The organism is Xanthobacter sp. 91 (assembly GCF_000702385.1).
GTDB classification, from domain to species: domain Bacteria; phylum Pseudomonadota; class Alphaproteobacteria; order Rhizobiales; family Xanthobacteraceae; genus Xanthobacter; species Xanthobacter aminoxidans.
On record NZ_JNIB01000001.1, the window covers coordinates 2,395,929 to 2,421,922 of the forward strand.

Here is a 25,994-nt window from a genome sequence, read left to right on the forward strand (position 1 = left end):
GCCTTCGATCGACCCCGATCCCACGCCTCTGATCGCCGCTGCCGCCGGACCTTTGAAGGACGCCCCATGTCCCCCTCTCCCCGCCCCCTCAAGCCCGGCGACCATGTGTTCCTGGTGGATGGCTCCTCCTTCGTGTTCCGCGCCTATTTCCAGTCCATCAACCAGGACCGGAAGTACAATTTCCGCTCGGACCGGCTGCCCACGGGCGCGGTGCGGCTGTTCTGCACCAAGCTGTTCCAGTTCGTGCGCGACGGGGCCGTGGGCATCCGCCCCACCCACCTCGCCATCGTGTTCGACAAGTCGGAGGACAGTTTCCGCAAGGAGCTTTATCCCGACTACAAGGCCAACCGCTCCGAGCCGCCGGACGAGCTGATTCCCCAGTTCCCGCTCATGCGCGAGGCGGTGCGCGCCTTTGGCCTCATCCCGGTGGAGCAGGCGCGCTACGAGGCGGACGACATCATCGCCACCTATGCCGAGCAGGCGGTGAAGGCCGGGGCGGACGTGCTCATCGTCTCCGCCGACAAGGATTTGATGCAGCTCATCGGCCCCAAGGTCGCCATGTACGATCCCGCCTCTGGCGAGAGCGGCGGGCGTGGGGCGCGGCCGGAGCGGCGCATCGGCCTCGGCGAGGTGGTGGAATATTTCGGCGTGCCGCCGGAGAAGGTCACGGACGTGCAGGCGCTGGCCGGTGACAGCACCGACAACGTGCCCGGCGTGCCCGGCATCGGCATCAAGACCGCCGCGCAGCTCATCGCCGAATATGGCGATCTCGAAACGCTGCTCGCCCGCGCCGGCGAGATCAAGCAGCCCAAGCGCCGCGAGTCGCTGCTGAACAATCAGGAGGCCGCGCGCATCTCCAAGCAGCTCGTGACCTTGGTGCGCGACGTGGCGGTGGAAGTGCCGCTGGAAGATTTGGTGCTGGAAGACCCGGACGCCAAGCGCCTCATCTCCTTCCTCAAGGCCATGGAATTCACCACCATCACCCGCCGCGTGGCCGAGGCCTATGGCGTGGAGGCCGGCGAGGTGGAGCCGGACCCGAAGCTCGCGCCCAGCGGCGGCGATCTCTTCGCCCCCGCCGCCGCGCCCACCGCTGAAGGCGAAGCGCCTGCTCAACCCGGCGCTGCTCCCGCCGCCCCCGGCGGCACCCCAACCCCTTCCGATCTCGCCCACCAGCGCGCGCAGGCCGCGCGGGCGACGCCGGTGGACCGCAAGGCCTATCGCACCATCCTAGATCTCGCGGAGCTGAAGGCGTGGTGCGCGAAGGCCATGGACCTCGGCGTCGTCGCCTTCGACACCGAGACCAATTCGCTGGACCCCATGCAGGCGGACCTCGTGGGCGTCTCGCTGGCGCTCTCGCCCAACGAGGCCTGCTACATCCCGCTGCTGCATCAGGGGGCCGGCGATGGCCTGTTCAGCGAAGGCCTGCTGCCGGGGCAGATTTCGCTCACCGATGCGGTCGCCGCGCTGAAGCCCATGCTTGAGGACAAGGGCACGCTCAAGGTCGGGCACAATGTGAAGTATGACGAGGCGGTGCTCGCCCGCCACGGCATCACCGTTGCGCCCATCGACTGCACCATGTGCATGTCCTACGCGCTCGATGCCGGCAAGAACGGCCACGGCATGGACGAGCTTTCCGTCCTCCATCTCGGCCATCAGCCCATCGGCTATTCGGAGGTGACGGGGAAGGGCAAGGCGCAGATCACCTTCGACAAGGTGGCGCTGGAGCCCGCCACCGCCTACGCCGCCGAGGATGCGGACGTGACGCTGCGCCTGTGGCAGGTGCTCAAGCCCCGCCTCGCCGCCGAGGGCCGCACCACCGTCTACGAGACGCTGGAGCGCCCGCTCATTCCCGTGCTGGCGCGCATGGAATCGCGCGGCATCGCCATCGACAAGGCCATGCTGGCGCGCCTCTCCTCCGAATTCGCGCAGGGCGCGGCGCGGGTGGAGGACGAGATCGCGGAACTGGCCGGCGAGCGGCTGAACGTGGGCTCACCCAAGCAGATGGGCGACATCCTGTTCGGCCGCATGGGCCTGCCCGGCGGCACCAAGACCGCCACCGGCATGTGGTCCACCAAGGCCACCGCGCTGGAGGAGCTGGCCGAGCAGGGCCACAAGCTGCCGCAGAAGATTCTGGAATGGCGCCAGCTCTCGAAGCTCCGTTCCACCTATACGGACGCGCTGCCGAACTTCGTGCATCCGCAGACGAAGCGCGTCCACACCTCCTATGCCTTGGCCGCCACCACCACCGGGCGGCTCTCCTCCTCCGATCCCAACCTGCAGAACATCCCCGTGCGCACCGAGGAAGGCCGGCGCATCCGCCGCGCCTTCGTGGCGGAGGAGGGCAACCTCCTCGTCTCGGCCGACTATTCGCAGATCGAACTGCGGCTCCTCGCCGAGATCGCGGACATCCCGGCGCTGCGGCAGGCCTTCACGGACGGGCTCGACATCCACGCCATGACGGCCTCCGAGATGTTCGGCGTGCCGGTGAAGGACATGCCGGGGGAGATCCGGCGGCGGGCGAAGGCCATCAATTTCGGCATCATCTACGGCATCTCCGCCTTCGGCCTCGCCAACCAGCTCTCCATCCCGCGCGAGGAGGCGGGGCAGTACATCAAGCGCTATTTCGAGCGCTTCCCCGGCATCCGCGACTACATGGAGGAGACCAAGACCTTCTGCCGCGAGCACGGCTATGTGGAGACGCTGTTCGGCCGGCGCTGCCACTATCCGGACATTGCGGCGAAGAACCCCTCCATTCGCGCCTTCAATGAGCGCGCCGCCATCAACGCCCGCCTCCAGGGCACCGCCGCCGACATCATCCGCCGCGCCATGATCCGCATGGAGCCGGCGCTGGAAAAGGCTGGCCTTTCCGCCCGCATGCTGTTGCAGGTGCATGACGAACTGGTGTTCGAGGTGCCGGAGGCCGAGGCCGAGGCCACCATTCCCGTGGTGCGCCACGCCATGGAGAGCGCGGCCGCGCCCGCCGTGCAGCTGGCCGTGCCGCTGAAGGTGGACGCGCGGGCGGCGAAGAACTGGGAAGAGGCGCACTGAGGGGCTGCACCCCTCTCGCGTCCCGGCCGACTGCAGCGCAGCGGAGTGGAAGGAGAGCCGGGACCCAGCGCAACGATTCCGCGCAGCGGGCCATGCGTGAGAGCCCGGGATATGGCAGCGCCTTCGGCGGTCTTTTGCGCTGGGCCCCGGCTCGCATTGCGCTGGCGCTCCATGCGTCCGGGGCGCGAGGTCGCCGCAGATGGTTGACGCCTGTGCCCCGGATGCTGCTAAACACCCGCCATCCCCAACAAGAGGACACATCATGAGCATCGAACGGCTCGACAAGGGCGCCCGCATGAGCGAGGCGGTGATCCACGGCAACACCGTCTATCTCGCCGGCCAGGTGGCCGAGGGGCCGGACGTGGAGAGCCAGACGAAGGCCGTGCTCGCCTCCATCGACAGCCTGCTGGCCCGCGCCGGCACCGACAAGTCGCGCATCCTCACCGCGACCATCTGGCTGTCGGACATCAAGAATTTCGCCGGCATGAACAGCGTGTGGGACACCTGGGTGGACAAGGCCAATCCCCCCGCCCGCGCCACCAGCGAAGGCAAGCTCGCCGCGCCGCAGTTCCTGGTCGAGATCATCGTCGTCGCCGCCCGCGGCTGATCTTTGGTTCCCGCGCGTTGATCCCCGGCGCGCGGGGACTTACCTTTCGGGCATATCCAGTTCCGGAGTCTCGACCCATGGCCGCCCCCGGCGCCGAGCCCAACGCCCCCCGTGCCCCCCGCGAGACGCGGCAGGCGCGCATGGAGGCGCTTGCGCGCCTGCCGGTGTTCTTCGGGCTGGACGGCCGGCGCGTGCTGGTGGCGGGCGGCGGCGAGCCGGCGGCCTGGAAGGTGGAGCTGCTCTCCGCCGCCGGCGCGCGGGTGGAGGTGATCGCGCCTTCCGTCTGCGAGGACATCTGGCGGCTGGCCGGTGCCCAATCTCACGGCGCCATCGCCGTGCATGTGCGCGACTGGCACAAGGACGACATCGCGGGCGCTGCCCTCGCCATCGGCGATTTCGAGGATGCGGACGCGGCCGGGCGCTTCGCGGCCGCTGCGCGCGACACCGGCGTGCCGGTGAACGTGATCGACCGGCCGGCCCTGTGCGACTTCACCTTCGGCGCGATCGTCAACCGCTCGCCCCTCGTGGTTGGCATTTCCACGGACGGCGCCGCCCCGGTGTTCGGGCAGGCGGTGCGGGCGAAGATCGAGGCGCTCTTGCCCTCGGGCTTCCGCGCCTGGGCGCAGGCGGCGAAGACGTGGCGCGCGGCGGTGACCGAGCGCGGCCTCTCCTTCCACGCCCGCCGCGCCTTCTGGGAGCGGTTCGCGGCGAAAGCCCTCGCCGAGCCCCACCGCGCCCCGGAAGAAGCCGACCGCGCCGCGCTGTTCGCCGCGCTCGAGACGCAGGGCTCATCCCCGCAAGGTCGCTCGGGCGTGGGCGGCTCGGTTGTACTGGTGGGCGCAGGGCCGGGCGATCCCGAATTGCTCACGCTCAAGGCCGTGCGCGCGCTGCAATCGGCCGACGTGGTGCTCTATGACGATCTCGTCTCCGGTGCGATCCTCGATTTCGCCCGGCGCGAGGCGAAGAAGATGCTCGTGGGCAAGACCGGCTACGGCCCCTCCTGCAAGCAGGACGACATCAACGCGCTGATGGTGGACCTTGCCCGCGAGGGCCGCCGCGTGGTGCGCCTCAAGGGCGGCGAACCCATGATCTTCGGCCGGGCGGGCGAGGAGATCGCTTATTGCCGCGCCGCCGGCGTGCCGGTGGAGGTGGTGCCCGGCATCTCCTCCCCTCAGGGCGCGGCGAGCCGGCTCGTCACATCGCTCACCCATCGCGACCATGCGCGGCGGCTGCAATTCGTCACCGCCCATGCGCGCGACGGCAAGCTGCCCGCCGATCTCGACTTCAAGGCGCTCTCCGACAAGGCGGCGACCACCGTCGTCTACATGCCGCGCCGGACCCTGCCGGACCTCGTGCGCAACCTCATGTCCGTCGGCATCGAGCCGGCGACGCCGGCCGTCGCCATCTTCTCGGTCACCCGGCCGGAGGAGAAGGTGGTCGTCGCCACCGTCGCGAGCCTCGTGGAGGCCGTGGCCCGCGCCGTGGACGAAGGGGCGGATGGCCCCTGCCTCGTGCTCTATGGTTTTGCGCTGTCGGAAGTCGCGGCGCAGGACCTGCCGCAGGCGGCCGAGGCCGCGCGGGGGTAGGGCAGGGCGCGGATAGGGGCGTCATGCCCCGGACGAGCCGGGGCATGACGGCGCCCATCCTCACATGTTCGGATAGTTCGGCCCGCCGCCGCCTTCGGGCGCCGTCCAGGTGATGTTCTGGTTGGGGTCCTTGATGTCGCACGTCTTGCAGTGGACGCAGTTCTGCGCGTTGATCTGGAAGCGCGGGGCGTCCGACCCTTCCTCGATCCACTCATAGACGCCGGCGGGGCAGTAGCGGTTGGAGGGGCCGGCATAGACGTCGTGCTCGGAGGCCTTCTGCAGGGCCATGTCCTTCACCACCAGATGCACCTGCTGGTTCTCCTCGTGGTTGGTGTTCGAGAGGAACACCGAGGAGAGCTTGTCGAAGGTCAGCACGCCGTCGGGGCGGGGATACTGGATCTTCTTGCAGTCCTTGGCCGGCTTCAGCGAGGCCGCGTCGGTCTTGCCGTGCTTCAGCGTGCCGAACAGCGAGAAGCCGAACGTATTGGTCCACATGTCCAGCGCGCCGAGCGAAATGCCGACGAAGGTGCCGAGCTTGGACCACAGCGGCTTCACGTTGCGCACCTTCTTCAGGTCCGCGCCGATGGCCGAGGAGCGCCACGCCGCCTCGTAGCTGGAAAGCTCGTCGTGGCTGCGCTCGGCGGCGAGGGCGTCCAGCAGGTGGTCGGCGGCGAGCATGCCGGAGAGCACCGCATTGTGGCTGCCCTTGATGCGCGGCACGTTCACGAAGCCCGCCGCGCAGCCCACCAGCACGCCGCCGGGGAAGGAGAGCTTGGGCACGCTCTGGTATCCGCCCTCGGTGATGGCGCGGGCGCCGTAGGCGATGCGCTTGCCGCCCTCGAAGGTGTCGCGGAACGTGGGATGGGTCTTGAAGCGCTGGAACTCGTCGAAGGGCGAGAGCCAGGGGTTCTGGTAGTTGAGGTGGACCACGAAGCCCACCACCACCTGCTCGTCATCGATGTGATAGAGGAAGGCACCGCCGCCGGTCTTGCCGTCGAGCGGCCAGCCGAAGGCGTGCTGCACGAGGCCGGGCTTGTGCTTCTCCGGCTTCACCTTCCAGAGTTCCTTCAGGCCGATGCCGAACTTCTGCACGTCGCGGCCCGCGCCCAGGTCATATTTGGCGATGATCTGCTTCGTCAGGTGCCCGCGCGCGCCCTCGGCGAACACGGTGTAGCGGCCGCGCAATTCCATGCCGCGGGTGAATTCGCCCTTGGGGACGCCGTTCTTGTCCACACCCATGTCGCCGGTGGCGATGCCGGTGACGGCGCCCTTGTCGTCATAGAGGATCTCGTCGGCGGCGAAGCCGGGATAGATCTCCACCCCCAGCGCCTCGGCCTTCTGGGCGAGGAAGCGGCAGACATTGCCCAGCGAGCCGACGAAATTTCCGTGATTGTTCATCAGCGGCGGCATGGCGAAATTGGGCAGGCGGACACCGCCGGCCGGGCCAAGCAGGTAGAAGGCGTCGTCCGTGACCTGCACGGTGAGGGGCGCATCCGCCTCCTCGCGCCAGCCGGGAACGAGGGCGTCGAGGCCCACGGGGTCGATGACTGCGCCGGAGAGGATGTGGGCGCCGACTTCCGAGCCCTTCTCCACCACCACGACGGAGATGTCGGTGCCGCGCTCGGCGGCCTGCTGCTTCAGGCGGATGGCGGTGGCAAGGCCCGCAGGGCCGGCGCCGACCACCACCACATCATAATCCATGCCTTCGCGCTCAGGCAGCTCCGCCGCGCTCATACGCCTGCTCCCGTCCGTCAATCCCGTTGATTGGACTTTTTCCACGACACGCCGGCAAAGACAACCGCGCACTGCCGTTTAGGGCAACATCTTTCCGTATGTGGGAATATAATGCCGCCGCACTGGAAAGTGTGGTGCGGCGCGGCATGCCGGGCTTCGCGCTGGGCGCTTCAATGGCTAAAAGGAATTCATGAGCGCGACCGCCGACAGGGACTTCGCCGACTGGGCTGACATTCTCGCCTTCCACTGGGAGGCGGGCGTGGACGTGGCCATCGGCGAGGTGCCGGTGGACCGCTTCGCCGAGAGCGCAGCCGAGCCGAGCCGGTCCCGGCCGCCGGCCGCGCCGGTGCGCGAGACCGGCTCCACCGGCGCGGCGTCCGGCGGCCCGGCGGGCTTTGCCCCGAGCCGCCCGGCCCCCTCCCGCAACCAGCCGGCGCGGCCGGCTGCTCCGGCGACACCCACCCTTGTGACCCAGCCGCCGGACGAGGCGGTGATGGGCGCGCGGGAGGCCGCCCGGGCCGCCGCGAGCCTCGAGGAACTGAAGGCGATCCTCGACGGCTTCGAAGGCTGCGCGCTGAAGCGCACCGCGAGCCGGCTGGTGTTCGCCGATGGCAATCCGGCCGCGAAGGTCATGTTCGTGGGCGAGGCGCCGGGCCGCGACGAGGACCAGCAGGGCCTGCCCTTCGTCGGCCGCTCCGGCAAGCTGCTGGACCTGATGCTGGCCTCCATCGGCCTCGACCGCACCAGCGCCTACATCGCCAACGTCATTCCCTGGCGCCCGCCGGGCAACCGCACGCCGACGCCGCAGGAAACGGCGGTGTGCCTGCCCTTCATCGCCCGGCAGATCGAGCTGGCGGACCCGGATATTCTCGTGTGTCTGGGCGGCCCCTCGGCGCAGGCGCTGCTCGGCACCACCGAGGGCATCACCAGGCTGCGCGGCCGCTTCATGGATTACGACACCGGCACGCGCACCATCCGCGCCATCGCCACCTTCCACCCGGCCTACCTGCTGCGCACGCCACTCGGCAAGCGCTTCGCCTGGCGCGACATGCTGGCGGTGGAGGCGCTGCTGGCGGGGAAGGGCGGGGGCTGAGGGGGAGGCGGCGGGGGATTTCCTCTATGTCGCCGCGCCAGCCTTGGCGCTTTGAGCCAGCGTCATGGCCGGGCTTGTCCCGGCCATCCACGTCGGGCCGACGGATCACGCGTCAAAAGGCGTTCCCAGTCGAACCACGTGGATGCCCGGGACAAGCCCGGGCATGACGGCGCGTGGGAGGCGATGGCGGTGGTGTGCGATGGCAGCGCTCAGGCGCGCCCGCTACTTCCCATACCCCAGCGGGGCGCTGACCAGCGAGGAGTTGCGGTAGCGGGGGTCGGAGGTGACTTCCTCGCCCACCCAGTCGGGCAGGTCCACCTGCTGGTCGATGCCGTCCAGCTCCACCTCGGCCATGACGAGGCCGTCATTCTCGCCCTCGAACACGTCCACGGTCCACAGGCGGCCGGCATGCTGGACGGAATAGCGGGTCTTCTCGATGAGCGGCCGGGCGCAGAGCGTCTCCAGCATCACCCGCGCATCCTCGACGGGGATGGGATATTCGAACTCGGCGCGCGCGAGGCCCTGCGTCTTGCCCTTCACGGTGATGAAGGCGTCGCCGTCGGCGATGCGGATGCGCACCGTCGCCCCATCCTGCGAGAGGTAGCCCTGGCGGATGGGCGTGGCGCGCGCGCCCGCCCGCCATGCGTGGGAGGTGACGAGGAACTTGCGCTCGATCTCGACGGGCATCTTTCGGCCGGTTGGGCTGTGGATGGCCCAGCATAGACCGAAGGGGGCGCCCCTCGTCCAGCCCCGCAGAGGACGTCCAACCCCCCATGTGGCCGAAGAAAACGATTTCAGACTGCCGCATGCGTCAACAGGCAGCACATTACGAAGCGTCGGCTCCGGTCAGGCTCATGCTTCGCAGCGACGGGAGCGCGCGCGGAACGTGCGCTCTCGTCCATGCTGCACGCGTCAGGCGTGGGCCTTGGACTTGCTGCTCTTCGCCGCCCCGGTGTCGAAATCGTCCCGCGAGGGCGGGTTGGTGGCGCCGATGGTGGTGATGCGCATGATGTTGGTGGTGCCCGGCTTGGCGAAGGGCACGCCGGCGGTGATGGCGAGGCGGTCGCCCGGCTTGCCGAGGCCGTGCTCCACCGCGGTGCGCACGGCGGTGTCCACCATCTCGCCGAAGGAGTGGATGTCCTCCTTCATGTGCACGGCGTGCACGGCGTAGGACAAGGCGAGGCGCCGCGCGGTCTCGACCTTGGGTGTGAGGCCGAGGATCGGAATGGCGGGCCGCTCGCGCGCGGCGCGCAGGCCGGTGGTGCCCGACAGGGTGAAGGCGACGAAGGCCGAGGCATCCACCGCGATGGCCGCCTGATAGGTGGCCTTGGTCACGGCGTCGCCGATGGTCTTGCCCCATTCCGACTGGGTGGCGTCGAGCACCTGCCGGTAGCCGGGATCGCACTCCACATGGCGGATGATGTCGTCCATGAAGGTCACGGCCTCCACCGGGAACTGGCCGGCGGCGGTCTCGGCGGAGAGCATCACGCAGTCCGCGCCCTCATAGACGGCGGTGGCCACGTCCGACACCTCGGCGCGGGTGGGCACGGGGGCGGTGATCATGGATTCCAGCATCTGCGTCGCCACGATCACCGGGCGGCCGTACTTGCGGGATTCCGCGATCATGCGCTTCTGCAGCGCCGGCACCTCGGCCAGCGACATTTCCACGCCGAGATCGCCGCGCGCCACCATGATGGCGTCGGAGAGTTCCACCAGCTCGGTGAGATGCTCCACCGCGGCGGGCTTCTCCATCTTCAGCATGATGGCGGCGCGGTCCTTGATGAGGCCGCGCGCCTCGTGGATGTCCTCCGGGCGCTGCACGAAGGAGAGGGCGATCCACTCCACCCCCGCCTCGCAGGCGAATTCGAGGTCGTGGCGGTCCTTCTCCGTGAGGGGAGAGAGGGGCAGCACCACGTCGGGGATGTTGAAGCCCTTGTTGTTGGAGAGCTTGGTGCCCGCCACCACCTGGGCCTCCAGGAAGCCGGCGCCCTTCTTCACCACCTTCAGGCGCACCTTGCCGTCGTCGCACAGCACGGTGGAACCGACGGTGAGGGCCTCAAGGATGTCGGGGTGGGGAATGGGCACGCGGGTCTCGTCGCCGGGGCGGTCCACGTCGGCGTCGAAGTGGAGCACGTCGCCCGCCTTGAGCGCGATGGAGCCGTCCTTGAAGCGGCCGATGCGGAGCTTCGGGCCCTGCATGTCGGCGATGACGCCGATGGGCCGGTTCATCTCCTTCTCCAGCCGCCGGATGCGGGCCAGCACCTCGCCGTGATCGGCCTGGGTGCCGTGGGAGAAGTTGAGCCGGAACACGTCCACGCCAGCGAGGAACAGCGCCTTCAGCTTCTCCTCGCTGTTGGAGGCGGGCCCGACCGTGGCGACGATCTTGGTGGCGCGCTGGCGCTTGAGGGGGTGATGGCGCTTGTTGGGCATGTGTCGTCCTCCGGCTGGCGCGTTCGCGCTCGGTTCAGTGTCTTCTAGAGCATTTTCAGGCGAGGGGGGCTCTGGCTCTCATGAAGAAAATGCGTGAACTCAAGAGCCTGGCTCGCCTCCCGTCCGCCGAACGGCAATCGATGTAGTCGATATCATGCGCGTCTTTGATGTACGCATAAAGTCGCATAAACGGCAGCAGGGCTGACCGTTGCGGGCATCTCAGGCGTCCGTTTCGCCCCCCGTTCGGCGCCGGAGGTGGGGGCGCAATTTGAGGCGGCGGAGGCGCGCCGGGAACGCTGTCGGCGCGCCTCTTCCGAAGGAGCCACGCGGACCCGTCCGGGATGCCGGCGGCGCGGGGGAGGAAACCGTCCGCGCCGCCAAGGGTGTCGTCGTTGTGATGCGTGCGATCCGGCGCCCTCAGGCGTCCGGGGCCACCTTGTGGTTGGCCATCAGCTCGAGGGCCTTGACCATGGCGGAGTGGTCCCACTTGGAGCCGCCATGGGCGGCGCAGGCGTTGAACAGCTCCTGGCAGGTGGCGGTGTTGGGCAGGCTCACGCCCAGCGCCTTGGCGCTCTGGAGCGCGAGGTTGAGGTCCTTCTGGTGCAGCTCGATGCGGAAGCCCGGATCGAAGGTGCGCTTCACCATGCGGTCGCCGTGGATCTCGAGGATCTTGGACGAGGCGAAGCCGCCCATCAGCGCCTCGCGCACCTTGGCCGGGTTGGCACCCGCCTTGGAGGCGAACAGCAGGGCCTCGCCCACCGCCTCGATGGTCAGCGCGACGATGATCTGGTTGGCCACCTTGGTGGTCTGGCCGTCGCCATTGCCGCCGACGAGGGTGATGTTCTTGCCCATCTTCTCGAACAGGGGCTTCACCTTGTCGAAGGCGCCATCCGGCCCGCCCACCATGATGGTGAGGGAAGCGGCCTTGGCGCCCACCTCGCCGCCGGAGACCGGGGCATCGAGATAGTCGCAGCCGAGCGCGTTGATCTTCTGGGCGAAGCCCTTGGTGGCGACCGGGGAGATGGAGCTCATGTCCACCACGATCTTGCCGGCCGAGAGGCCTTCGGCGACGCCGCCCTTGCCGAACAGCGCCTCTTCCACGTGCGGGGTATCCGGCACCATGGTGATGATGATGTCGGCCTGCTTCGCCACCTCGGCGGAGGAGGCGCAGGCGGTCGCGCCCTTGGCGGTCAGCGCCTCGGGCACCTTCACCACGTCATAGACGAACAGCGTGTGCCCGGCGTCGATGAGGTGGCCGGCCATGGGGGCGCCCATGATGCCAAGGCCGATGAATCCCACGTTCATGTGCGTTTCTCCTGAAGAGTGCTTTTGCGTATTGGCGAGGGCTTCTCCCCTCTCCCCTCGCGGGAGAGGGGCCGGGGGTGAGGGGGGCGGCGCCGGCCCCTCACCCGTCCCGCGGCGATGCCGCGGTCCACCCTCTCCCGCAAGGGGAGAGGGTAAAACAGCTCAGCCCTTGTAGGGGGCGAACCAGCCGATGCCTTCGTCGGTGGTGGTCTTCGGCTTGTATTCGCAGCCGATCCAGCCGTCGTAGCCGGTGTCGTCGATGGCCTTGAACAGGAAGGGATAGTTGATCTCGCCCGTGCCCGGCTCGCCGCGGCCGGGATTGTCCGCCAGCTGGATGTGCTTGATGCGGGCGATGTTGGCGCGGATGGTCGGGGTGAGATCCCCTTCCATGATCTGCATGTGATAGATGTCGTACTGGAAGAAGATGTCGTCCGCGCCGACTTCATCCAGCACCGCCAGCGTCTGCTTGGTGTTGGTGAGGTGGAAGCCGGGGATGTCGCGGGTATTGATGGCCTCGACGACGAACGGGATGCCCGCCTTCTTCAGCTCCGCCGCGGCGAATTTCAGGTTCTTGACCAGGGTCTCGTGGACGGTCTCGGCCGGCACGTCCTTGGGGGTGAGGCCGGCGAGGCAGTTGATGGCCTTGGTGTTCAGGGCCTTCGCATACTCGATGCCTTTGCCCACGCTGTCCTGAAACTCCCCCTCGCGGCCGGGGATGCAGGCGATGCCGCGCTCGCCCGCCGCCCAGTTGCCGGCCGGCAGATTGTGCAGCGCCTGGGTGAGATTGTACTTCGCCAGCTTCTCCGCCAGCGCGTCCTTCTCATAGGGATAGGGGAAGAGATATTCGACGCCCGTGAAGCCGGCATTGGCGGCCTTCTCGAAGCGGTCGAGGAAATCGATCTCGTTCCACAGCATGGTGAGATTGGCGGCGAACTTGGGCATGCGTCTCTCCGCGGGCTGAGCCCGGTTCTTTGAGGAGTGGGCAGGATGGCACCTCCCGGCACCGTCATGCCCCGGCTTGTCCGGGGCATCCACGGTTTTGTTGAGAGGGGCTTCCGGGGGAGGGGTGGATCCCCCGGAACCCGGCTGTTGCCGGGTTCCGTCCTTGCGAACGGAAGTCGGCAACAGCCGACTTCCGGACAAGCCGGGGGATGACGTCCTGTGCGGTGCCGACGCCGGTGCGCCGGCCCTACTCGGCCGGCTCCAGGGCGCGCACGTCGCTGAGCGGGACGTCGAGGACTTCCTCGAACTCGTTCACGGCGTTGATCTCGACGCCCATGGCGATGTTGGTCACGCGCTCCAGGATGAACTCCAGCACCACCGGCACCTGATGCTCGTCCATGAGCTTCTGGGCGTTGGCGAAGGCATCCTTGAACTCGTTCGGGGTGCGCACGCGGATGGCCTTGCAGCCGAGGCCCTCGGCCACCGCCACATGGTCCACGCCGTAGGCCCCGATTTCCTCCGAATTGATGTTGTCGAAGGAGAGGCTCACCTCGAAGTCCATGTTGAAGCCGCGCTGCGCCTGACGGATCAGGCCGAGGTAGGAGTTGTTCACCACCACGTGCAGGTAGGGCAGCTTGTGCTGGGCGCCCACCGCCAGCTCCTCGATGAGGAACTGGAAGTCGTAGTCGCCCGACAGCGCGACGATCTTGGCGTCCGGCCGCGCGGCACGCACGCCGAGGGCCGCCGGCAGGGTCCAGCCGAGGGGGCCGGCCTGTCCGCAATTGATCCAGTGGCGCGGATGGTAGACGTGCAGGAACTGCGCGCCGGCGATCTGCGAGAGGCCGATGGTGGAGACGTAGGTGACGTCCTTGCCCAGCGCCTCGTTCATCTCCTCATAGACCCGCTGCGGCTTCAGCGGCACGGCGTCGAAATGGCTCTTGCGCAGCATGGTCTGCTTGCGGGCGAGGCATTCGTCGGCCCAGGCCGTCCAGTCCGGCAGCTTGCCGGCGGCCTTCAGCTCCTTGGCGGCGGTCACGAACAGCTCCAGCGCCGCCCTGGCGTCGGAGACGATGCCGAAGTCGGGGCCGAACACGCGGCCGATCTGGGTGGGCTCGATGTCCACGTGGATGAACTTGCGGCCCTGGGTGTAGACCTCCACCGAGCCGGTGTGGCGGTTGGCCCAGCGGTTGCCGATGCCGACCACGAAGTCGGAGGCCAGCATGTTCGCATTGCCGTAGCGGTGCGAGGTCTGGAGGCCGCACATGCCGGCCATCAGCGGATGGTCGTCGGGAATGGTGCCCCAGCCCATGAGGGTGGGGATGACCGGGATGCCGGTCAGCTCGGCGAACGCCACGAGGAGGTCGGAGGCATCCGCGTTGATGATGCCGCCGCCGGCGACGATGAGCGGCTTGTTGGCGTCGAGGATCATCCCCATCGCCTTGTCGATCTGCGCCCGCGTGGCGGAGGGCTTGTAGACCGGGAGCGGCGCGTAGGTCTCCTCGTCGAACTCGATCTCCGCCATCTGCACGTCGATGGGCAGGTCGATGAGCACCGGGCCGGGGCGGCCGGAGCGCATGACGTGGAACGCCTGCTGGAACACCATGGGGACCAGCGCCGGCTCGCGCACGGTGACGGCCCACTTGGTGACGGGCTTGGCGATGGATTCGATATCCACCGCCTGGAAGTCTTCCTTGTACAGGCGGGCGCGGGGCGCCTGGCCGGTGATGCACAGGATCGGGATCGAGTCCGCCGAGGCCGAATAGAGGCCGGTGATCATGTCCGTGCCGGCGGGGCCGGAGGTGCCGATGCACACGCCGATGTTTCCGGCCACCGCGCGGGTGTAGCCCTCGGCCATGTGGGAGGCGCCCTCCACATGCCGGGCGAGCACGTGGCGGATGGAGCCGCGCGCCTTCATGGCGGAATAGAGCGGGTTGATGGCCGCGCCCGGGACACCGAAGGCGCAGGAGATGCCTTCCTTCTCGAGAACACGGACGGCGGCGTCGACGGCGCGCATGCGGGCCATGGCAGTCCTCCCTTTGGCGTGATGCCTTTGGTCTTGTTGCTTCGTCCTCGCCGGCCGCGATCCTTCAGGGATCTCCACGGGGGAACTTCGCGGGGAATTTCGCGGCCTTGGACTTTCGTCTTGGATACGCCCGCACCGTTTTCGCTTCTATGGGAAGAAACGGAATGACATTCGTGCCGCCTGAGCAATAATGCTGCGAACGGCATGCCCCGCCCGCCTCGGGCGGTGACAGGGTGCGGCAATTGGGGGAGGCGGGGATGGCGAGAGGTAGGGGGAGGGCGCTCCGGGCGCTTGTCCTTGGGGCACTCGCGGCGACGGCTTTCGTCTCGGGCGCAGGTTTCGTCTCGGGCGCGAGGGCGCAGGCGCTGAGCGAACTGTCCTGCAAGGCGCTGTGGTACCAGCGCAACGCGGTCTATGCGGAGCAGGGCTATTGCTTCAAGACCAAGGACGCCATCGCCACCTTCGGCGCCCGTTGCTACGCCCCGTTCGGCAAATTGACGCCGGACCAGCAGCGCTATGTGAACGAGGTGCAGGCCTGGGAGGCCCGCAAAGGCTGCCGCTGAGCGGGCGCTGATTCCGCATCCTGCTGCGAATGGATCGCAGAGACCCGCGACGATCGCGCTTGGCATGCTATAGATACCATCCCGCCCTGTCGGGGCTCCCGCGCGGTCATCCGCCTGCCCCGTCACACCGCACCGCAACGACATGGCCACGGCGCCCATGACCGACATCGCCACGCGCGTCTACAACCACACCTGGAAGATCGACCCCATCGTGCGGTCCGTGCTCGACACGGACTTCTACAAGCTGCTGATGGGCCAGACGATCTTCAACCGGCACCGGTCGACCCGCGTCACCTTCGGAATCCACAACCGCTCCACCTCGGTGCGGCTGGCCGACATCATCGACATCGGCGCCCTGCGCGAGCAGCTCGACCATGTCCGCTCCCTCTCGCTCACGCGGGGCGAGAGCACCTGGCTGCGCGGCAACATGTTCTACGGCAAGCGGCAGATGTTCTCGCCGGACTATGTGGCCTGGCTGGAGGGCTTCCGCTTCCCCGCCTATCACCTGGAGAAGGTGGACGGGCAGTACGAGCTGACCTTCGAGGGGCCGTGGGTGGAAACCACCATGTGGGAGATCCCCGCCCTCTCCATCATCAACGAATTGCGCTCGCGCGCCGTGCTGAAGGACATGGGCAAGTTCGAGCTGCAGATCCTCTATGCCCGGGCCATGGCACGGGTGTGGGAGAAGGTGCAGTTCCTGAAGTCCCTCGGCCGCATCAACATCGCCGATTTCGGCACCCGCCGCCGCCACGGCTATCTGTGGCAGGACTGGTGCGTGCAGGCGCTGATGGAGGGGCTGGGCGAGGGCTTCCTCGGCACCTCCAACTGCCTCATCGCGCTGCGCCACGAGGTGGAGGCGACAGGCACCAACGCCCACGAGCTGCCCATGGTCTATGCGGCGCTGGCCCGCAACGACGATGAACTGCGCTGGGCGCCCTATCAGGTGCTCGCCGACTGGCAGGACGATTACGACGGCAATTTGCGCGTCATCCTGCCCGACACCTACGGCACCTCAGGCTTCCTCGAACGCGCGCCCGACTGGGTGACGCACTGGACCGGCATCCGCATCGACAGCAAGGACCCCATCGCCGGCGGCGAGGAGGCCATCGCGTGGTGGAAATCCCGCGGGCAGGACCCGCGGGAGAAGCTCGCCATCTTCTCCGACGCCCTCGATGCGGAGGAGGTGGCGCGCATCCACCGCACCTTCGCCGGCCGCATCCGCCTCGGCTTCGGCTGGGGCACGCTGCTCACCAACGATTTCCGGGGGCTGGCGCCCAACGGTGCGCTCGATCCCATCTCCATCGTCTGCAAGGTGATCGCCGCCAACGGCCACCCGGCGGTGAAGCTCTCCGACAACCCCACCAAGGCCATGGGCCCGCCCAGCGAGGTCGAGCGCTACAAAAGGGTGTTCGAGGTGGGCGAGCAAGAGGCGCGTAGCGCCCTGGTTTAGAGGGCGGTGCGCACCGCCCTCGTGTGAGGCGCGGCGCGCCGTCCCGCCGGCTCAGTTCTTCAGCGCCGCCGTCCCGTCCACCGCTGCCGGGAACGGCAGGTCCGTGATCAGCCGCGCGCTCGGCTTGTCCTGGGCGAAGATGGTGTCGAGATCGAGGGTCAGGAACGTCGTCCGGTGGGCGTAGTCGGTGATCATCAGCTTGTTGTGGGTGAGGTCCTTGATGGCCACCCACTGGGTGTAGTCCGAGACCACCGCGTCGCCGTCCTTGCTCTGCGCGACGCCCAGCGGAATATCCACCGTGTTGAGGATGTGGCCGATGGCGGCGGAGGCGTCGGCGGCGTCCTTCGGCTGGGCCATGGAATGGCGCATGAAGGCCGCGCGCACGAAGCGCGAGGGCGGGGTGAAGTCGCCCGGCAGCCCGGTGGCGCCGCCGCCCTGGCCGATGGCCGTGACGTTGGCCGTGCCGAACCGGCGCTCGTTGACGCCCATGGTGGAGAGATTGAGGTAGTTGCGCAGGTTCAGGAGGTGCCACTCATAGGGCGGCGAATTGGTGAGGACGCTCGCCACATTGTCGTGGATCTGCAGTTCGCCCCCCACATATTCCACGATGATGCTGGCGCCCGAGCGGTCGGTGAAGACCATGTGGATGGTGGGCGGGGTCGGCCCGCTCGGCAGCGAGGCATCGGACCAGACCTTTGTCTTCGCCAGAGCGGCCCGCATCTCGGCCACCGTGCCGTGCATCCCCAGCGCCCAGGCGCCGAAGCCGAGGATGGAGACGTAGGATGTGTCCGCCTTGGTGACGGTCTGGTAGGTGGTGAAGCCGGGCAGGAAATTGCCGCTCATGCCGAGGCCGGCCGCGTTCTGTCCCTCCAGCACGGCGCCGCCGGGGATGATCTCGGCGCTGATCCCGACGACCGGATAGAGCGTCTTCACCTTGTTCTCGGGCAGGCCGAGGTTCGAGGGCGCCGTGAGCGTCAGGGCCGTGCCCTTGGGCATGCTCACCAGCGTCCATTTCATGTCGAACGCCCATTCCATGGTGCGCCCGGCGATCACGGTCTTGTCGGTCGCGACCACGTTCACCGCGGTGCAGGCCACGGCGAGCCCGGCGTTCTGGATGGGAAGGAATGCGGCAAGTGCGGCCGCCAGGATGCGTTTCATGGAAGCGTCCTCCGTTTGTGTCGCAGACCGCCGCACGGGCGCTTGCGTTCTGGATCGTGATTGCCGCCCTCGATCGCGACACGCCGTGATCGTATCAGCCCCATACGGTGCCCGCTTTGATTGGATGACGGAGCTTGCGTTGCGCTGGGCGCCCGCCGCAGCGGACCGCACTGGCGCAGCGGGCGACGCCGGGGGGCGCCTGCGCGTGAATCTGCTTTAAATCCATCGATATTGCGGTATAATATTCACATATACAGTTTTCAGATGTTGATTGGAGATGACCATGGCGACGCTGCGACTGGGCGATGTGGTGCCGGATTTCGAGGCCGTGACCACCGAAGGCCCCATCAAGTTCCATGAATGGCTCGGCGACAGCTGGGGCATCCTGTTCTCCCACCCCAAGAACTTCACCCCGGTCTGCACCACCGAGCTGGGCCAGGCGTCCCACCTCAAGCCCGAGTTCGACGCGCGCGGCGTGAAGCTGCTCGGCCTGTCGGTGGATGCCATCGACAATCACCCGGCCTGGGTGGGCGACATCAAGGACGCCACCGGCGCCACCCTGAACTTCCCGCTGATCGCCGATTCCGACCGCAAGGTCTCCGACCTCTACGACCTCATCCACCCCAATGCGAACGACACGCTCACCGTGCGCTCGGTGTTCATCATCGGCCCGGACAAGAAGCTGAAGCTGTCGCTCACCTACCCGGCCTCCACCGGCCGCAACTTCGCGGAAATCCTGCGCGTGGTGGACAGCCTTCAGCTCACCGCCAAGCACTCGGTGGCCACCCCGGTGGACTGGAAGAACGGCGACGACGTCATCATCGTCCCCTCGCTCTCGGACGATGCCGCCAAGGAGAAGTTCCCCGAGGGCTGGACCACCGTGAAGCCCTATCTGCGCGTGGTGCGCCAGCCCGGCGCGTGAGTCGGCCTAACTGTGCCCCGGACAAGCGACGGCGCAGCCGGAGCGCTGATCCGGGGCCCAGCGCAAAAGTCCCGCGCAGCGGGCAAAACCTGAGAGTGGCAGGAGCACGAAGCGCCTTCGGCGGTCCCTTGCGCTGGACCCCGGCTCGCATTCCGCTGCGCTGCATGCGTCCGGGGAACGGCGCGGAGGGGCCTCCGCGCCGCAAACCCCTCAGGCCGACATGATGTAGTCGCGCAGCTGGGCGCTCTCGCGCTCCATTTCCTCCACGCGATACTTCACCACGTCGCCGATGGAGATGATGCCCACGACCTTGCCGCCGGACACCACGGGCACGTGGCGGAAGCGGCCGCGGGTCATGCGTTCCATGATCTGGGGCACGGTCTCGTCGGGGGCGCAGGTGACGACCGCCTTGGTCATCAGTCCGGCGAGCGGCTCGGCCAGCACGTCCACGCCGCGCTCGCCGATGAGGCGCACCACGTCGCGCTCGGAGATGATGCCCTCCACCCCCATGTCCCCATTGGTGACGACGATGGCGCCGATGCGGTTGCGCGCGAGGCTGGCCACGGCATCGCCGAGGGTGGCGTCGGGGGACAGGGTGACGATGTCGTTGCCCTTGCGGCTCAGAATGACGGTCACGGACATTGGCGCATTCTCCCTAACTTAAGGATCCAGGGGCCCGCTCCGCCGACGGGGCCTTCTCTGGAAACGATCCGGACAGGGATGATCCCTCGCATCGCAGTGCGACGCAAGCGCGCAGCGCGGTCCGCCCACCACGACCTTGGCAGTATGAATCCCGCTCAGGCCACCCGCCGGCGCGGAACCGGATCGAACAGGGGGAACAGCAGCAGGCCGGCGACGAAGCCGCCGATATGGGCCTGCCACGCCACCTCCGCATCCTCCGTTCCGGGCAGGGAAACCCCGAACGCGAACAGGAGGTTGAAGGCGAACCACGCGCCCACGAAGATCAGCACCCTTTTGTCGCTGAAATTTTCCCTCAGCGAGCCGGCCGGCTGGTGATCGGCGAAGATGGTGCGGTAGCTGGACAGCGCGCCGCCGGGCGCGAAGGTGAACCGCACCGCCGCCGCCATGGTGCCGGAAATGGCCGCCGAGGCGCCGATGAGCGGCGCGATGGCGTCGCTGTTGGCGAGATAGTGCGCCCCCGCGCCCGCCGCCGCCGTCACCGCGCAGAACAGCCAGAAGCGCATCGAGCCGAACCGCCGCGCCACCGGCGTGCCGAAGGCGAGCAGCCAGACGAGATTGACGATGAGGTGCATCCAGTTGGCGTGGAGCAGCGCGTAGCTCACCACGGTCCACAGCTTCGGGCCCATGCCGCCCGGCAGGTAGAACATGGTGTCCGGCAGGGTGTAGCGGGCCGGGATGAAGGCGAAATAGGTGAGAACCTCGATGTCCGCATCCTGCGAGAGCAGCAGCACGCGGATGGCATGGATCGCCACCAGCCCAAGCGCCATCACCGCCACCGCGCCGGGCACGTTGAAGACGGGCTCCCGATGCGATGTGCCGGGATAGGTGGGGCGGTCGAGCACGCCTTGCACATAGGAGCCGCCGCCCGGCGCGGCAAGGGAAAAGCGTGGAGCAGGTCCGTGCAACCTGGGCCGGACCTGTTACAACTCGGTGGTCGATGCCTGGCAAGCGGGCGCGCGTTCAAGGATCGCAGCGGGGCGGGGATGGCGAAACCGTACTTTCGAGAGCTCAATGAAGACGAGCTGAAAATGTTCAACTATTGGCGGGAGGAGTTCTCGACCTTCTTTGCCGATGCGAACAAGCACCGGTTCGAGACGGTCGACGGCAAGCTTGGGCTGATCCAGCACATTCTGGACAGCGGTGAGGCGACACTCGAACGGCAGGACTTGCTGCAGGGGCTCGGCGTGCTGTTCGGCGACGCGCTCGCCATGGAGCTGAACCTTGAATGGGCCTTTGTGGCCGATGAAATGGGTGAAGCTCCGGTCGTTAGGCGTCCGGGAACGTCCTTCAATCTGGGCGCCTTCTACGCAATCGAGAAACGCGTTTCCCTGGAAGAAGTGCCGATCGACATCTTTGATCTGTTCAATGCCTTCTGCGCCCTCAGCGCTCCGATCCTGCGGAAGCCCTCATTGTGGGCGCGCCTGTTCGGTCCGCGAACGGTCTGATGGGCTCGCCCGTCAATGACGAAGCTCTCGCTGAGACGTCTCGCCCCTACAGCGCGTAGCGCAGGCCGAAGCGCACTTGCTGGGCGGTGGAATTGCCCAGGGCCAAACCGCCGGCATAGGCGGGGCTGCCGAGGTCGAGATAGCGGTAGCCGAGATCGAGGCTGAAGCTGCTCGACACCGCGAAGGACACGCCGGCCCCGGCCGACCAGGCGAACTCCCAGGAATTGCCCGCCGGCTGAAGCCCCGCCGGGGCGTCCAGCGTGTTGATGGCGAAGCCCGCGCCGGCGCTCAGATACGGCGTGAAGCCGGCCAGCGTGATGATGTCCCAGTAGACGCTGGCGAGCCCCACCGTGGCGCTGGCGCCGACGCCCGGTCCGAACGGCGAGAGGCTGGCCGATCCCAGGGAGAGATAGTCGAGGCTCACCTCGGCGCGCAGGAAGGGGAGGAAGCGATAGCCGATGCCGCCGCCCAGCGACCAGCCGGCGCCGGAGACATCGAGCCCGGTGGGCAGGCCGAGATAGGAGAGGCTGGCGCTGCTCGCGGGGACGTAGCCCACGTCGGCGCGGACATACCAGCCGGCCGCCGCATCCTCGCTCACCGTCGGGGCGGCGAGGGAGAAGTCGCCCGGCTTGCCGAGAGAGGCCATCATGGCCTCCATCTCCGCATCCGCCTTGTCGGCGGCGTGCGCCGCGCTGGCAAACGCGGTTCCTGCCAGCGCTGCGATCGCGAGAGAGGCCAGAAGAAGACGCCCGGCCCGACCAAACACACCCATCATGACGACCCGCCCGAGAAATGCTCTGGACGGATGTGTGCCACGGGGAGGCTTAAGGCCGGATTAACCCTGATGAAGCGTTAAGCCCTGGCGCGGCAAAGGAATTCGGAACGGCGGCGGCGCCGCCGTTCCGGTCGTCGCCCCGCTCAGGCGGCGGCGCGCTGGAGGGCGTCGATCACCTCGTCCACCACGGTCTCGACGAGATCGCGGTCGTCGCCCTCGCCCATCACGCGGATGACCGGCTCGGTGCCCGAGGGGCGGATGATGAGGCGGCCGTGGTTGGAGAGGCGGCGCTCGGCATCGGCGATGGCGATCTTCACCTTCTCGTTTTCCAAGGGCGCGCCGTCGCTGTAGCGCACGTTCTTGAGGATCTGCGGCAGCGGATCGAAGCGATGGCAGACCTCGGAGACGGGCTTCTCCTGCCGCGCCACCACCGCCAGCACCTGCAGCGCCGCGACGAGGCCGTCGCCGGTGGTGGAGTAATCGGACAGGATGATGTGGCCGGACTGCTCGCCGCCCACATTGTAGCCGTCGGCGCGCATGCGCTCGAGCACGTAGCGGTCGCCCACCCCGGTGCGGGCCAGCGCGATGCCCTCGCCGGCGAGGTGCCGCTCCAGACCGAGGTTGGACATGATGGTGGCCACCAGCCCGTCGCGGGCGAGGCGGCCGTCTTCCTTGAAGCTCTCGGCGATGACGGCCATGAGCTGGTCGCCGTCCACCGTGTGGCCCTTCTCGTCCACGATCATCACCCGGTCGGCGTCGCCGTCGAGGGCGATGCCGATGTCCGCGCGCACTTCCCGCACCTTGGCGGAGAGCGCGGCCGGGGAGGTGGAGCCCACGTCCCGGTTGATGTTCATGCCGTCCGGCTCGACGCCGATGGCGATCACCTCGGCGCCCAGCTCCCACAGGGCCTCCGGCGCCACGCGGTAGCCGGCGCCGTGGGCGCAGTCCACCACCACGCGGATGCCCTCGAACGACTGGTTCCGCGGCAGGGTGCGCTTGGCATATTCGATATAGCGGGCGTGCACGCCCTCCAGCCGCCGGGCGCGGCCGATCTCGGCGGGCTTGGCGAGGCGCTTGGCGAGGTCCTCGTCGATCAGTTCCTCGATCTCGCGCTCCACCTCGTCGGAGAGCTTGAAGCCGTCCGGGCCGAACAGTTTGATGCCGTTGTCGTCGAACGGATTGTGCGAGGCGGAGATCATCACCCCGAGGTCGGCGCGCATGGAGCGGGTGAGCATGCCCACCGCCGGCGTCGGCATGGGACCGAGCAGCAGCACGTCCATGCCCACCGAGGTGAAGCCGGCCACCAGCGCGTTCTCGATCATGTAGCCGGACAGCCGCGTGTCCTTGCCGATGACCACCCGGTGGCGATATTCGCCGCGCTGGAACACCAGGCCCGCCGCCATGCCGACCCTCAGCGCCAGATCCGCCGTGAGCGAGGCATTGGCGCGCCCGCGCACGCCGTCCGTTCCGAAATACCTGCGCGACATGGTCCCTCTCGTCGCCGTAGAATCCCGACGCACCGTGCCCCCGCTGGTGCGCCGCCGAACCTGCCTTTAGCACCCGGAAGGTCCCGCGCGGCATCACGTCTCGTGACGCTCCGCAACGTGCGCTCCCGCCTATGCTTCGGGCAGGCCCCGTTTGTAAGCAGACGGATGGAATTGTTCAGAACGCCGCCCCGGTTGCAAGTGCGAAGGCACGGGCCCGGGCGGGGCGGGCGGCATTCCTTGCGAAAAGGTTAAGGGGTAGGCGACGGCTGCTGGCCCGGCGATTGCACCGCATCAGGGCGGATGCTACCCCTCGCCGAATCTTCCGGAGACCTTCCCGTGACCGCCTCTGCCCTCGACGTCCTCGCCATCGGCAACGCCATCGTCGATGTCCTCTCCCGCGCCGAGGAGGACTTCCTCGCGCAGAACGGCATGGCCAAGGGCGGCATGGCCCTCATCGACGAGGCGCGGGCGGAAGCCGTCTACGCCGCCATGGGGCCGGGCACCGAGGCCTCCGGCGGTTCGGCCGCCAACACCGCCGCGGGCGTCGCCTCGCTGGGCGGCAAGGCCGGCTTTATCGGCAAGGTGAAGGCGGACGGGCTCGGCACCGTGTTCGGCCACGACATCCGCGCCGCCGGCGTCGCCTTTGGCACCCCCGCGGCTGCCGACGGCCCGGCCACCGCGCGCTGCCTCATCCTGGTGACGCCGGACGGCGAGCGCACCATGAACACCTATCTCGGCGCCGCGCAGAACCTCGTGGTCGCCGACATCGACGCCGCCATGGTGGAAAGCGCGGCCGTCACCTATCTCGAAGGCTATCTGTGGGACCCGCCGGCCGCGAAGGAGGCCTTCCTCGCCGCCGCGAAGATCGCCCATGGCGCCGGCCGCAAGGTGGCGCTCTCCCTCTCCGACACCTTCTGCGTGGACCGCTACCGCGCCGAGTTCAAGAACCTCATCGTCTCCGGCACGGTGGACCTCGTGTTCTGCAACGAGGGCGAGCTGAAGTCGCTCTACGAGACCTCCGATTTCGACGCCGCCGTGGTGGCCCTGCGCAAGGATGCGAAGGAAGCCGTGGTGACGCGCTCGGAGAAGGGCGCCTCCTTCGTCACCCGCGCGGCGGTGGTGAGCGTGCCGGCCCATCCGGTGGAGCGCGTGCTGGACACGACCGGCGCGGGCGACCTCTTCGCCGCCGGCTTCCTCACCGGCTATACGAGCGGCCTCGACCCGGCCACCAGCCTGCGCCTTGGCGCGCTGGCGGCGGGGGAGATCATCGGCCAGATGGGCGCCCGGCCCCAGCGCCCCCTCATCGACCTCGCCCGCGAGGCAGGCCTCATCTCTTGAACGGCCTCATCTCGTGAGCGACCCCACCCCGTGAGCGATCTGCCCGTCCCCCAGGCGGACGCCGGCCTTTCCGCCCCCGGCGCGGATGCCGCCGGGCGGGCGCTCGCCGCCATCGAGGCGAAGGCCCCGCTCATCATGGTGCTGGGCGGGGCGGGCACGGGCAAGACCACCTTCCTGCACGAGTTGCGCAAGGCCCCGAGGGGCCGGCAGGTGGTGCTCGCGCCCACCGGCGTCGCGGCGCTGCAGGCGGGCGGGCAGACCATCCATTCCTTCTTCGGCATTCCGCCCCGCCTCCAGAACCCGGACGAGGTGAAGCCCCGCGCGCAGGTGCGGCGCCTCTTGAAGAAGCTCGACCGGGTGGTGATCGACGAGATCTCCATGGTGCGGGCGGACCTGCTCGACGCGGTGGACATCTCGCTGCGCATCGCCCGTGACAATTCCGAGCCTTTCGGCGGCGTGCAGATGGTGCTGGTGGGCGATTTCCTCCAGCTTCCCCCCGTGGTGCCCTATGCCGAGCAGGAGATGCTCGGCCGCATGGGCTACGAGGGGCCGTTCGCCTTCCATGCCAAGGCGCTGGACGGGCGGGAGGTGACGGGCGTGCCCTTCACCTTCGTCCACCGCCAGACCGACCGCGCCTTCATCGCCATGCTCGACGCCTTGCGCCGGGGCCGTGGCGCCCGCGAGGCGGCGGAGGCGCTGAACGAAGCCTGCGTGCGCCCCCACCGCGACGGCGCGCAGCCCGTTCTCCTCACCCCCACCAACGCCCGCGCCGACGCCTACAACGCCCGCGGCCTCGCCGCCTTGCCGGACGAGGGGCGCGAATTCGGCGGGCTGCTCAAGGGCGAGTTCGGGCTGGAGGGCGACCGCCTGCCGGTGGCGGAAAAGCTGGTGCTGAAGCGCGGCGCCCGCGTCATGGCCCTGCGCAACGATCCCGCCCGGCGCTGGGTCAACGGCTCGGTGGGCACGGTGACGGGCCTGGGCCCCCATTCGGCGCTGGTGAAGCTCGATGCCGGCCCCAGCGTGGAGATCGAGGCCTTCACCTGGGAACGCATCCGCTACGGCTGGGACGAGCCCGGCGGCCGGCTGGAAGCGCAGGTGGTGGGCACCTACACCCAGCTCCCCCTCGCCCCCGCCTGGGCCCTCACCATGCACAAAGCGCAGGGCCTCACCCTCACCGACGTCCGCATCGACTTCGCCGACGGCGCCTTCGCGCCCGGACAGGCCTACGTGGCGCTCTCCCGCGCGCGGACGCTGGAGGGGCTCTCGCTGGTGCGGGCCATCACCGGGCGGGATGTGCGGGTGGACCGGCGGGTGGCGGAGTTTGTGGAGCGGTTTGAGGGGTGAGGGTGAGCGCGCAAGTCACATCTATTGATCTTAAAAGGACGA

The 25,994-nt window shown here is 68.4% G+C and carries 21 protein-coding genes; 10 read left to right on the top strand and 11 right to left on the bottom strand.

All coding sequences use genetic code 11. The features are described from left to right. Positions 1–66: 66 nt before the first annotated feature. From polA to cysG, 3 genes are all read left to right on the top strand, one after another. The gene (gene polA, locus A37E_RS0111295) at positions 67–3,048 is read left to right on the top strand and encodes a DNA polymerase I (protein WP_029556684.1); all 2,982 of its coding nucleotides are present in this window, start codon (positions 67–69) and stop codon (positions 3,046–3,048) included. A 262-nt stretch (positions 3,049–3,310) separates the two neighbouring features. Further along, positions 3,311–3,655, top strand: coding sequence for a RidA family protein (locus A37E_RS0111300; protein ID WP_029556685.1), 345 nt, complete (start codon positions 3,311–3,313; stop codon positions 3,653–3,655). Between the two features lie 77 nt (positions 3,656–3,732). Beyond that, a complete protein-coding gene (gene cysG / locus A37E_RS0111305) occupies positions 3,733–5,241 on the top strand; it encodes a siroheme synthase CysG (RefSeq protein WP_029556686.1) in 1,509 nt (502 codons plus the stop codon). Positions 5,242–5,301: 60 nt separating this feature from the next. On the opposite strand, the gene A37E_RS0111310 is transcribed toward cysG, so the two are convergent. Further along, entirely contained in the window at positions 5,302–6,975 is a 1,674-nt protein-coding gene (locus A37E_RS0111310) for an electron transfer flavoprotein-ubiquinone oxidoreductase (RefSeq protein ID WP_029556687.1), read from the bottom strand. A gap of 190 nt (positions 6,976–7,165) precedes the next feature. Between A37E_RS0111310 and A37E_RS0111315 the strand changes: the two genes are divergently transcribed. Next, a complete protein-coding gene (locus A37E_RS0111315; protein WP_029556688.1) occupies positions 7,166–8,068 on the top strand; it encodes a uracil-DNA glycosylase in 903 nt (300 codons plus the stop codon). Between the two features lie 222 nt (positions 8,069–8,290). Here the strand turns inward: A37E_RS0111315 and A37E_RS0111320 are convergent, their stop codons facing one another. From A37E_RS0111320 to gcl, 5 genes are all read right to left on the bottom strand, one after another. Further along, complete coding sequence (locus A37E_RS0111320; RefSeq protein WP_029556689.1) at positions 8,291–8,755, bottom strand: CYTH domain-containing protein; 465 nt, start codon at positions 8,753–8,755, stop codon at positions 8,291–8,293. A gap of 225 nt (positions 8,756–8,980) precedes the next feature. Then, complete coding sequence (pyk, locus tag A37E_RS0111325) at positions 8,981–10,498, bottom strand: pyruvate kinase (protein ID WP_051678950.1); 1,518 nt, start codon at positions 10,496–10,498, stop codon at positions 8,981–8,983. Positions 10,499–10,915: 417 nt separating this feature from the next. After that, the gene (glxR, locus tag A37E_RS0111330) at positions 10,916–11,803 is read right to left on the bottom strand and encodes a 2-hydroxy-3-oxopropionate reductase (RefSeq protein ID WP_029556691.1); all 888 of its coding nucleotides are present in this window, start codon (positions 11,801–11,803) and stop codon (positions 10,916–10,918) included. A gap of 162 nt (positions 11,804–11,965) precedes the next feature. Beyond that, a complete protein-coding gene (gene hyi, locus A37E_RS0111335) occupies positions 11,966–12,745 on the bottom strand; it encodes a hydroxypyruvate isomerase (RefSeq protein ID WP_029556692.1) in 780 nt (259 codons plus the stop codon). Positions 12,746–12,992: 247 nt separating this feature from the next. Beyond that, positions 12,993–14,768, bottom strand: a complete 1,776-nt coding sequence (gene gcl / locus A37E_RS0111340) for a glyoxylate carboligase (RefSeq protein WP_029556693.1) — start codon at positions 14,766–14,768, stop codon at positions 12,993–12,995. Between the two features lie 257 nt (positions 14,769–15,025). On the opposite strand from gcl, the gene A37E_RS0111345 reads away from it, so the two are divergent. Further along, complete coding sequence (locus A37E_RS0111345; RefSeq protein WP_051678951.1) at positions 15,026–15,331, top strand: YARHG domain-containing protein; 306 nt, start codon at positions 15,026–15,028, stop codon at positions 15,329–15,331. Between the two features lie 157 nt (positions 15,332–15,488). Then, complete coding sequence (pncB, locus tag A37E_RS0111350; protein ID WP_029556695.1) at positions 15,489–16,781, top strand: nicotinate phosphoribosyltransferase; 1,293 nt, start codon at positions 15,489–15,491, stop codon at positions 16,779–16,781. A gap of 51 nt (positions 16,782–16,832) precedes the next feature. Here the strand turns inward: pncB and A37E_RS0111355 are convergent, their stop codons facing one another. Beyond that, positions 16,833–17,939 (bottom strand): choloylglycine hydrolase family protein, encoded by a 1,107-nt coding sequence (locus tag A37E_RS0111355; protein WP_029556696.1) that lies wholly within the window; start codon positions 17,937–17,939, stop codon positions 16,833–16,835. Positions 17,940–18,222: 283 nt separating this feature from the next. Between A37E_RS0111355 and A37E_RS0111360 the strand changes: the two genes are divergently transcribed. Beyond that, on the top strand, positions 18,223–18,861 hold the full coding sequence (locus A37E_RS0111360; RefSeq protein WP_029556697.1) for a peroxiredoxin: 639 nt from the start codon (positions 18,223–18,225) through the stop codon (positions 18,859–18,861). Positions 18,862–19,071: 210 nt separating this feature from the next. Here A37E_RS0111360 and A37E_RS0111365 read toward each other — a convergent pair whose 3' ends face one another. Continuing rightward, entirely contained in the window at positions 19,072–19,503 is a 432-nt protein-coding gene (locus A37E_RS0111365) for a CBS domain-containing protein (RefSeq protein ID WP_024277069.1), read from the bottom strand. 155 nt (positions 19,504–19,658) lie between these two features. Next, positions 19,659–20,468 carry a rhomboid family intramembrane serine protease gene (locus tag A37E_RS0111370; protein WP_029556698.1) on the bottom strand — a complete coding sequence of 270 codons (810 nt, stop codon included), beginning with the start codon at positions 20,466–20,468 and terminating at the stop codon, positions 19,659–19,661. Positions 20,469–20,546: 78 nt separating this feature from the next. Here A37E_RS0111370 and A37E_RS25930 point away from each other — a divergent pair, with 78 nt between their 5' ends. After that, positions 20,547–21,008, top strand: a complete 462-nt coding sequence (locus A37E_RS25930; RefSeq protein WP_197022964.1) for a DUF3806 domain-containing protein — start codon at positions 20,547–20,549, stop codon at positions 21,006–21,008. A gap of 46 nt (positions 21,009–21,054) precedes the next feature. On the opposite strand, the gene A37E_RS0111380 is transcribed toward A37E_RS25930, so the two are convergent. Beyond that, entirely contained in the window at positions 21,055–21,783 is a 729-nt protein-coding gene (locus A37E_RS0111380; protein WP_029556700.1) for an outer membrane beta-barrel protein, read from the bottom strand. A 143-nt stretch (positions 21,784–21,926) separates the two neighbouring features. Continuing rightward, positions 21,927–23,270 carry a phosphoglucosamine mutase gene (glmM, locus tag A37E_RS0111385; protein WP_029556701.1) on the bottom strand — a complete coding sequence of 448 codons (1,344 nt, stop codon included), beginning with the start codon at positions 23,268–23,270 and terminating at the stop codon, positions 21,927–21,929. Between the two features lie 336 nt (positions 23,271–23,606). Here glmM and A37E_RS0111390 point away from each other — a divergent pair, with 336 nt between their 5' ends. Further along, positions 23,607–24,608 (top strand): adenosine kinase, encoded by a 1,002-nt coding sequence (locus tag A37E_RS0111390; protein WP_029556702.1) that lies wholly within the window; start codon positions 23,607–23,609, stop codon positions 24,606–24,608. A gap of 30 nt (positions 24,609–24,638) precedes the next feature. After that, entirely contained in the window at positions 24,639–25,952 is a 1,314-nt protein-coding gene (locus A37E_RS0111395; protein WP_081837553.1) for a DEAD/DEAH box helicase, read from the top strand. The last annotated feature ends 42 nt before the right edge of the window (positions 25,953–25,994 follow it).

Coding starts and splice junctions, on each gene's coding strand:
- polA (WP_029556684.1), top strand. CDS start 67: ATGTCCCCCTCTCCCCGCCCCCTCAAGCCCGGCGACCATGTGTTCCTG.
- A37E_RS0111300 (WP_029556685.1), top strand. CDS start 3,311: ATGAGCATCGAACGGCTCGACAAGGGCGCCCGCATGAGCGAGGCGGTG.
- cysG (WP_029556686.1), top strand. CDS start 3,733: ATGGCCGCCCCCGGCGCCGAGCCCAACGCCCCCCGTGCCCCCCGCGAG.
- A37E_RS0111310 (WP_029556687.1), bottom strand. CDS start 6,975: ATGAGCGCGGCGGAGCTGCCTGAGCGCGAAGGCATGGATTATGATGTG.
- A37E_RS0111315 (WP_029556688.1), top strand. CDS start 7,166: ATGAGCGCGACCGCCGACAGGGACTTCGCCGACTGGGCTGACATTCTC.
- A37E_RS0111320 (WP_029556689.1), bottom strand. CDS start 8,755: ATGCCCGTCGAGATCGAGCGCAAGTTCCTCGTCACCTCCCACGCATGG.
- pyk (WP_051678950.1), bottom strand. CDS start 10,498: ATGCCCAACAAGCGCCATCACCCCCTCAAGCGCCAGCGCGCCACCAAG.
- glxR (WP_029556691.1), bottom strand. CDS start 11,803: ATGAACGTGGGATTCATCGGCCTTGGCATCATGGGCGCCCCCATGGCC.
- hyi (WP_029556692.1), bottom strand. CDS start 12,745: ATGCCCAAGTTCGCCGCCAATCTCACCATGCTGTGGAACGAGATCGAT.
- gcl (WP_029556693.1), bottom strand. CDS start 14,768: ATGGCCCGCATGCGCGCCGTCGACGCCGCCGTCCGTGTTCTCGAGAAG.
- A37E_RS0111345 (WP_051678951.1), top strand. CDS start 15,026: ATGGCGAGAGGTAGGGGGAGGGCGCTCCGGGCGCTTGTCCTTGGGGCA.
- pncB (WP_029556695.1), top strand. CDS start 15,489: ATGACCGACATCGCCACGCGCGTCTACAACCACACCTGGAAGATCGAC.
- A37E_RS0111355 (WP_029556696.1), bottom strand. CDS start 17,939: ATGAAACGCATCCTGGCGGCCGCACTTGCCGCATTCCTTCCCATCCAG.
- A37E_RS0111360 (WP_029556697.1), top strand. CDS start 18,223: ATGGCGACGCTGCGACTGGGCGATGTGGTGCCGGATTTCGAGGCCGTG.
- A37E_RS0111365 (WP_024277069.1), bottom strand. CDS start 19,503: ATGTCCGTGACCGTCATTCTGAGCCGCAAGGGCAACGACATCGTCACC.
- A37E_RS25930 (WP_197022964.1), top strand. CDS start 20,547: ATGGCGAAACCGTACTTTCGAGAGCTCAATGAAGACGAGCTGAAAATG.
- A37E_RS0111380 (WP_029556700.1), bottom strand. CDS start 21,783: ATGATGGGTGTGTTTGGTCGGGCCGGGCGTCTTCTTCTGGCCTCTCTC.
- glmM (WP_029556701.1), bottom strand. CDS start 23,270: ATGTCGCGCAGGTATTTCGGAACGGACGGCGTGCGCGGGCGCGCCAAT.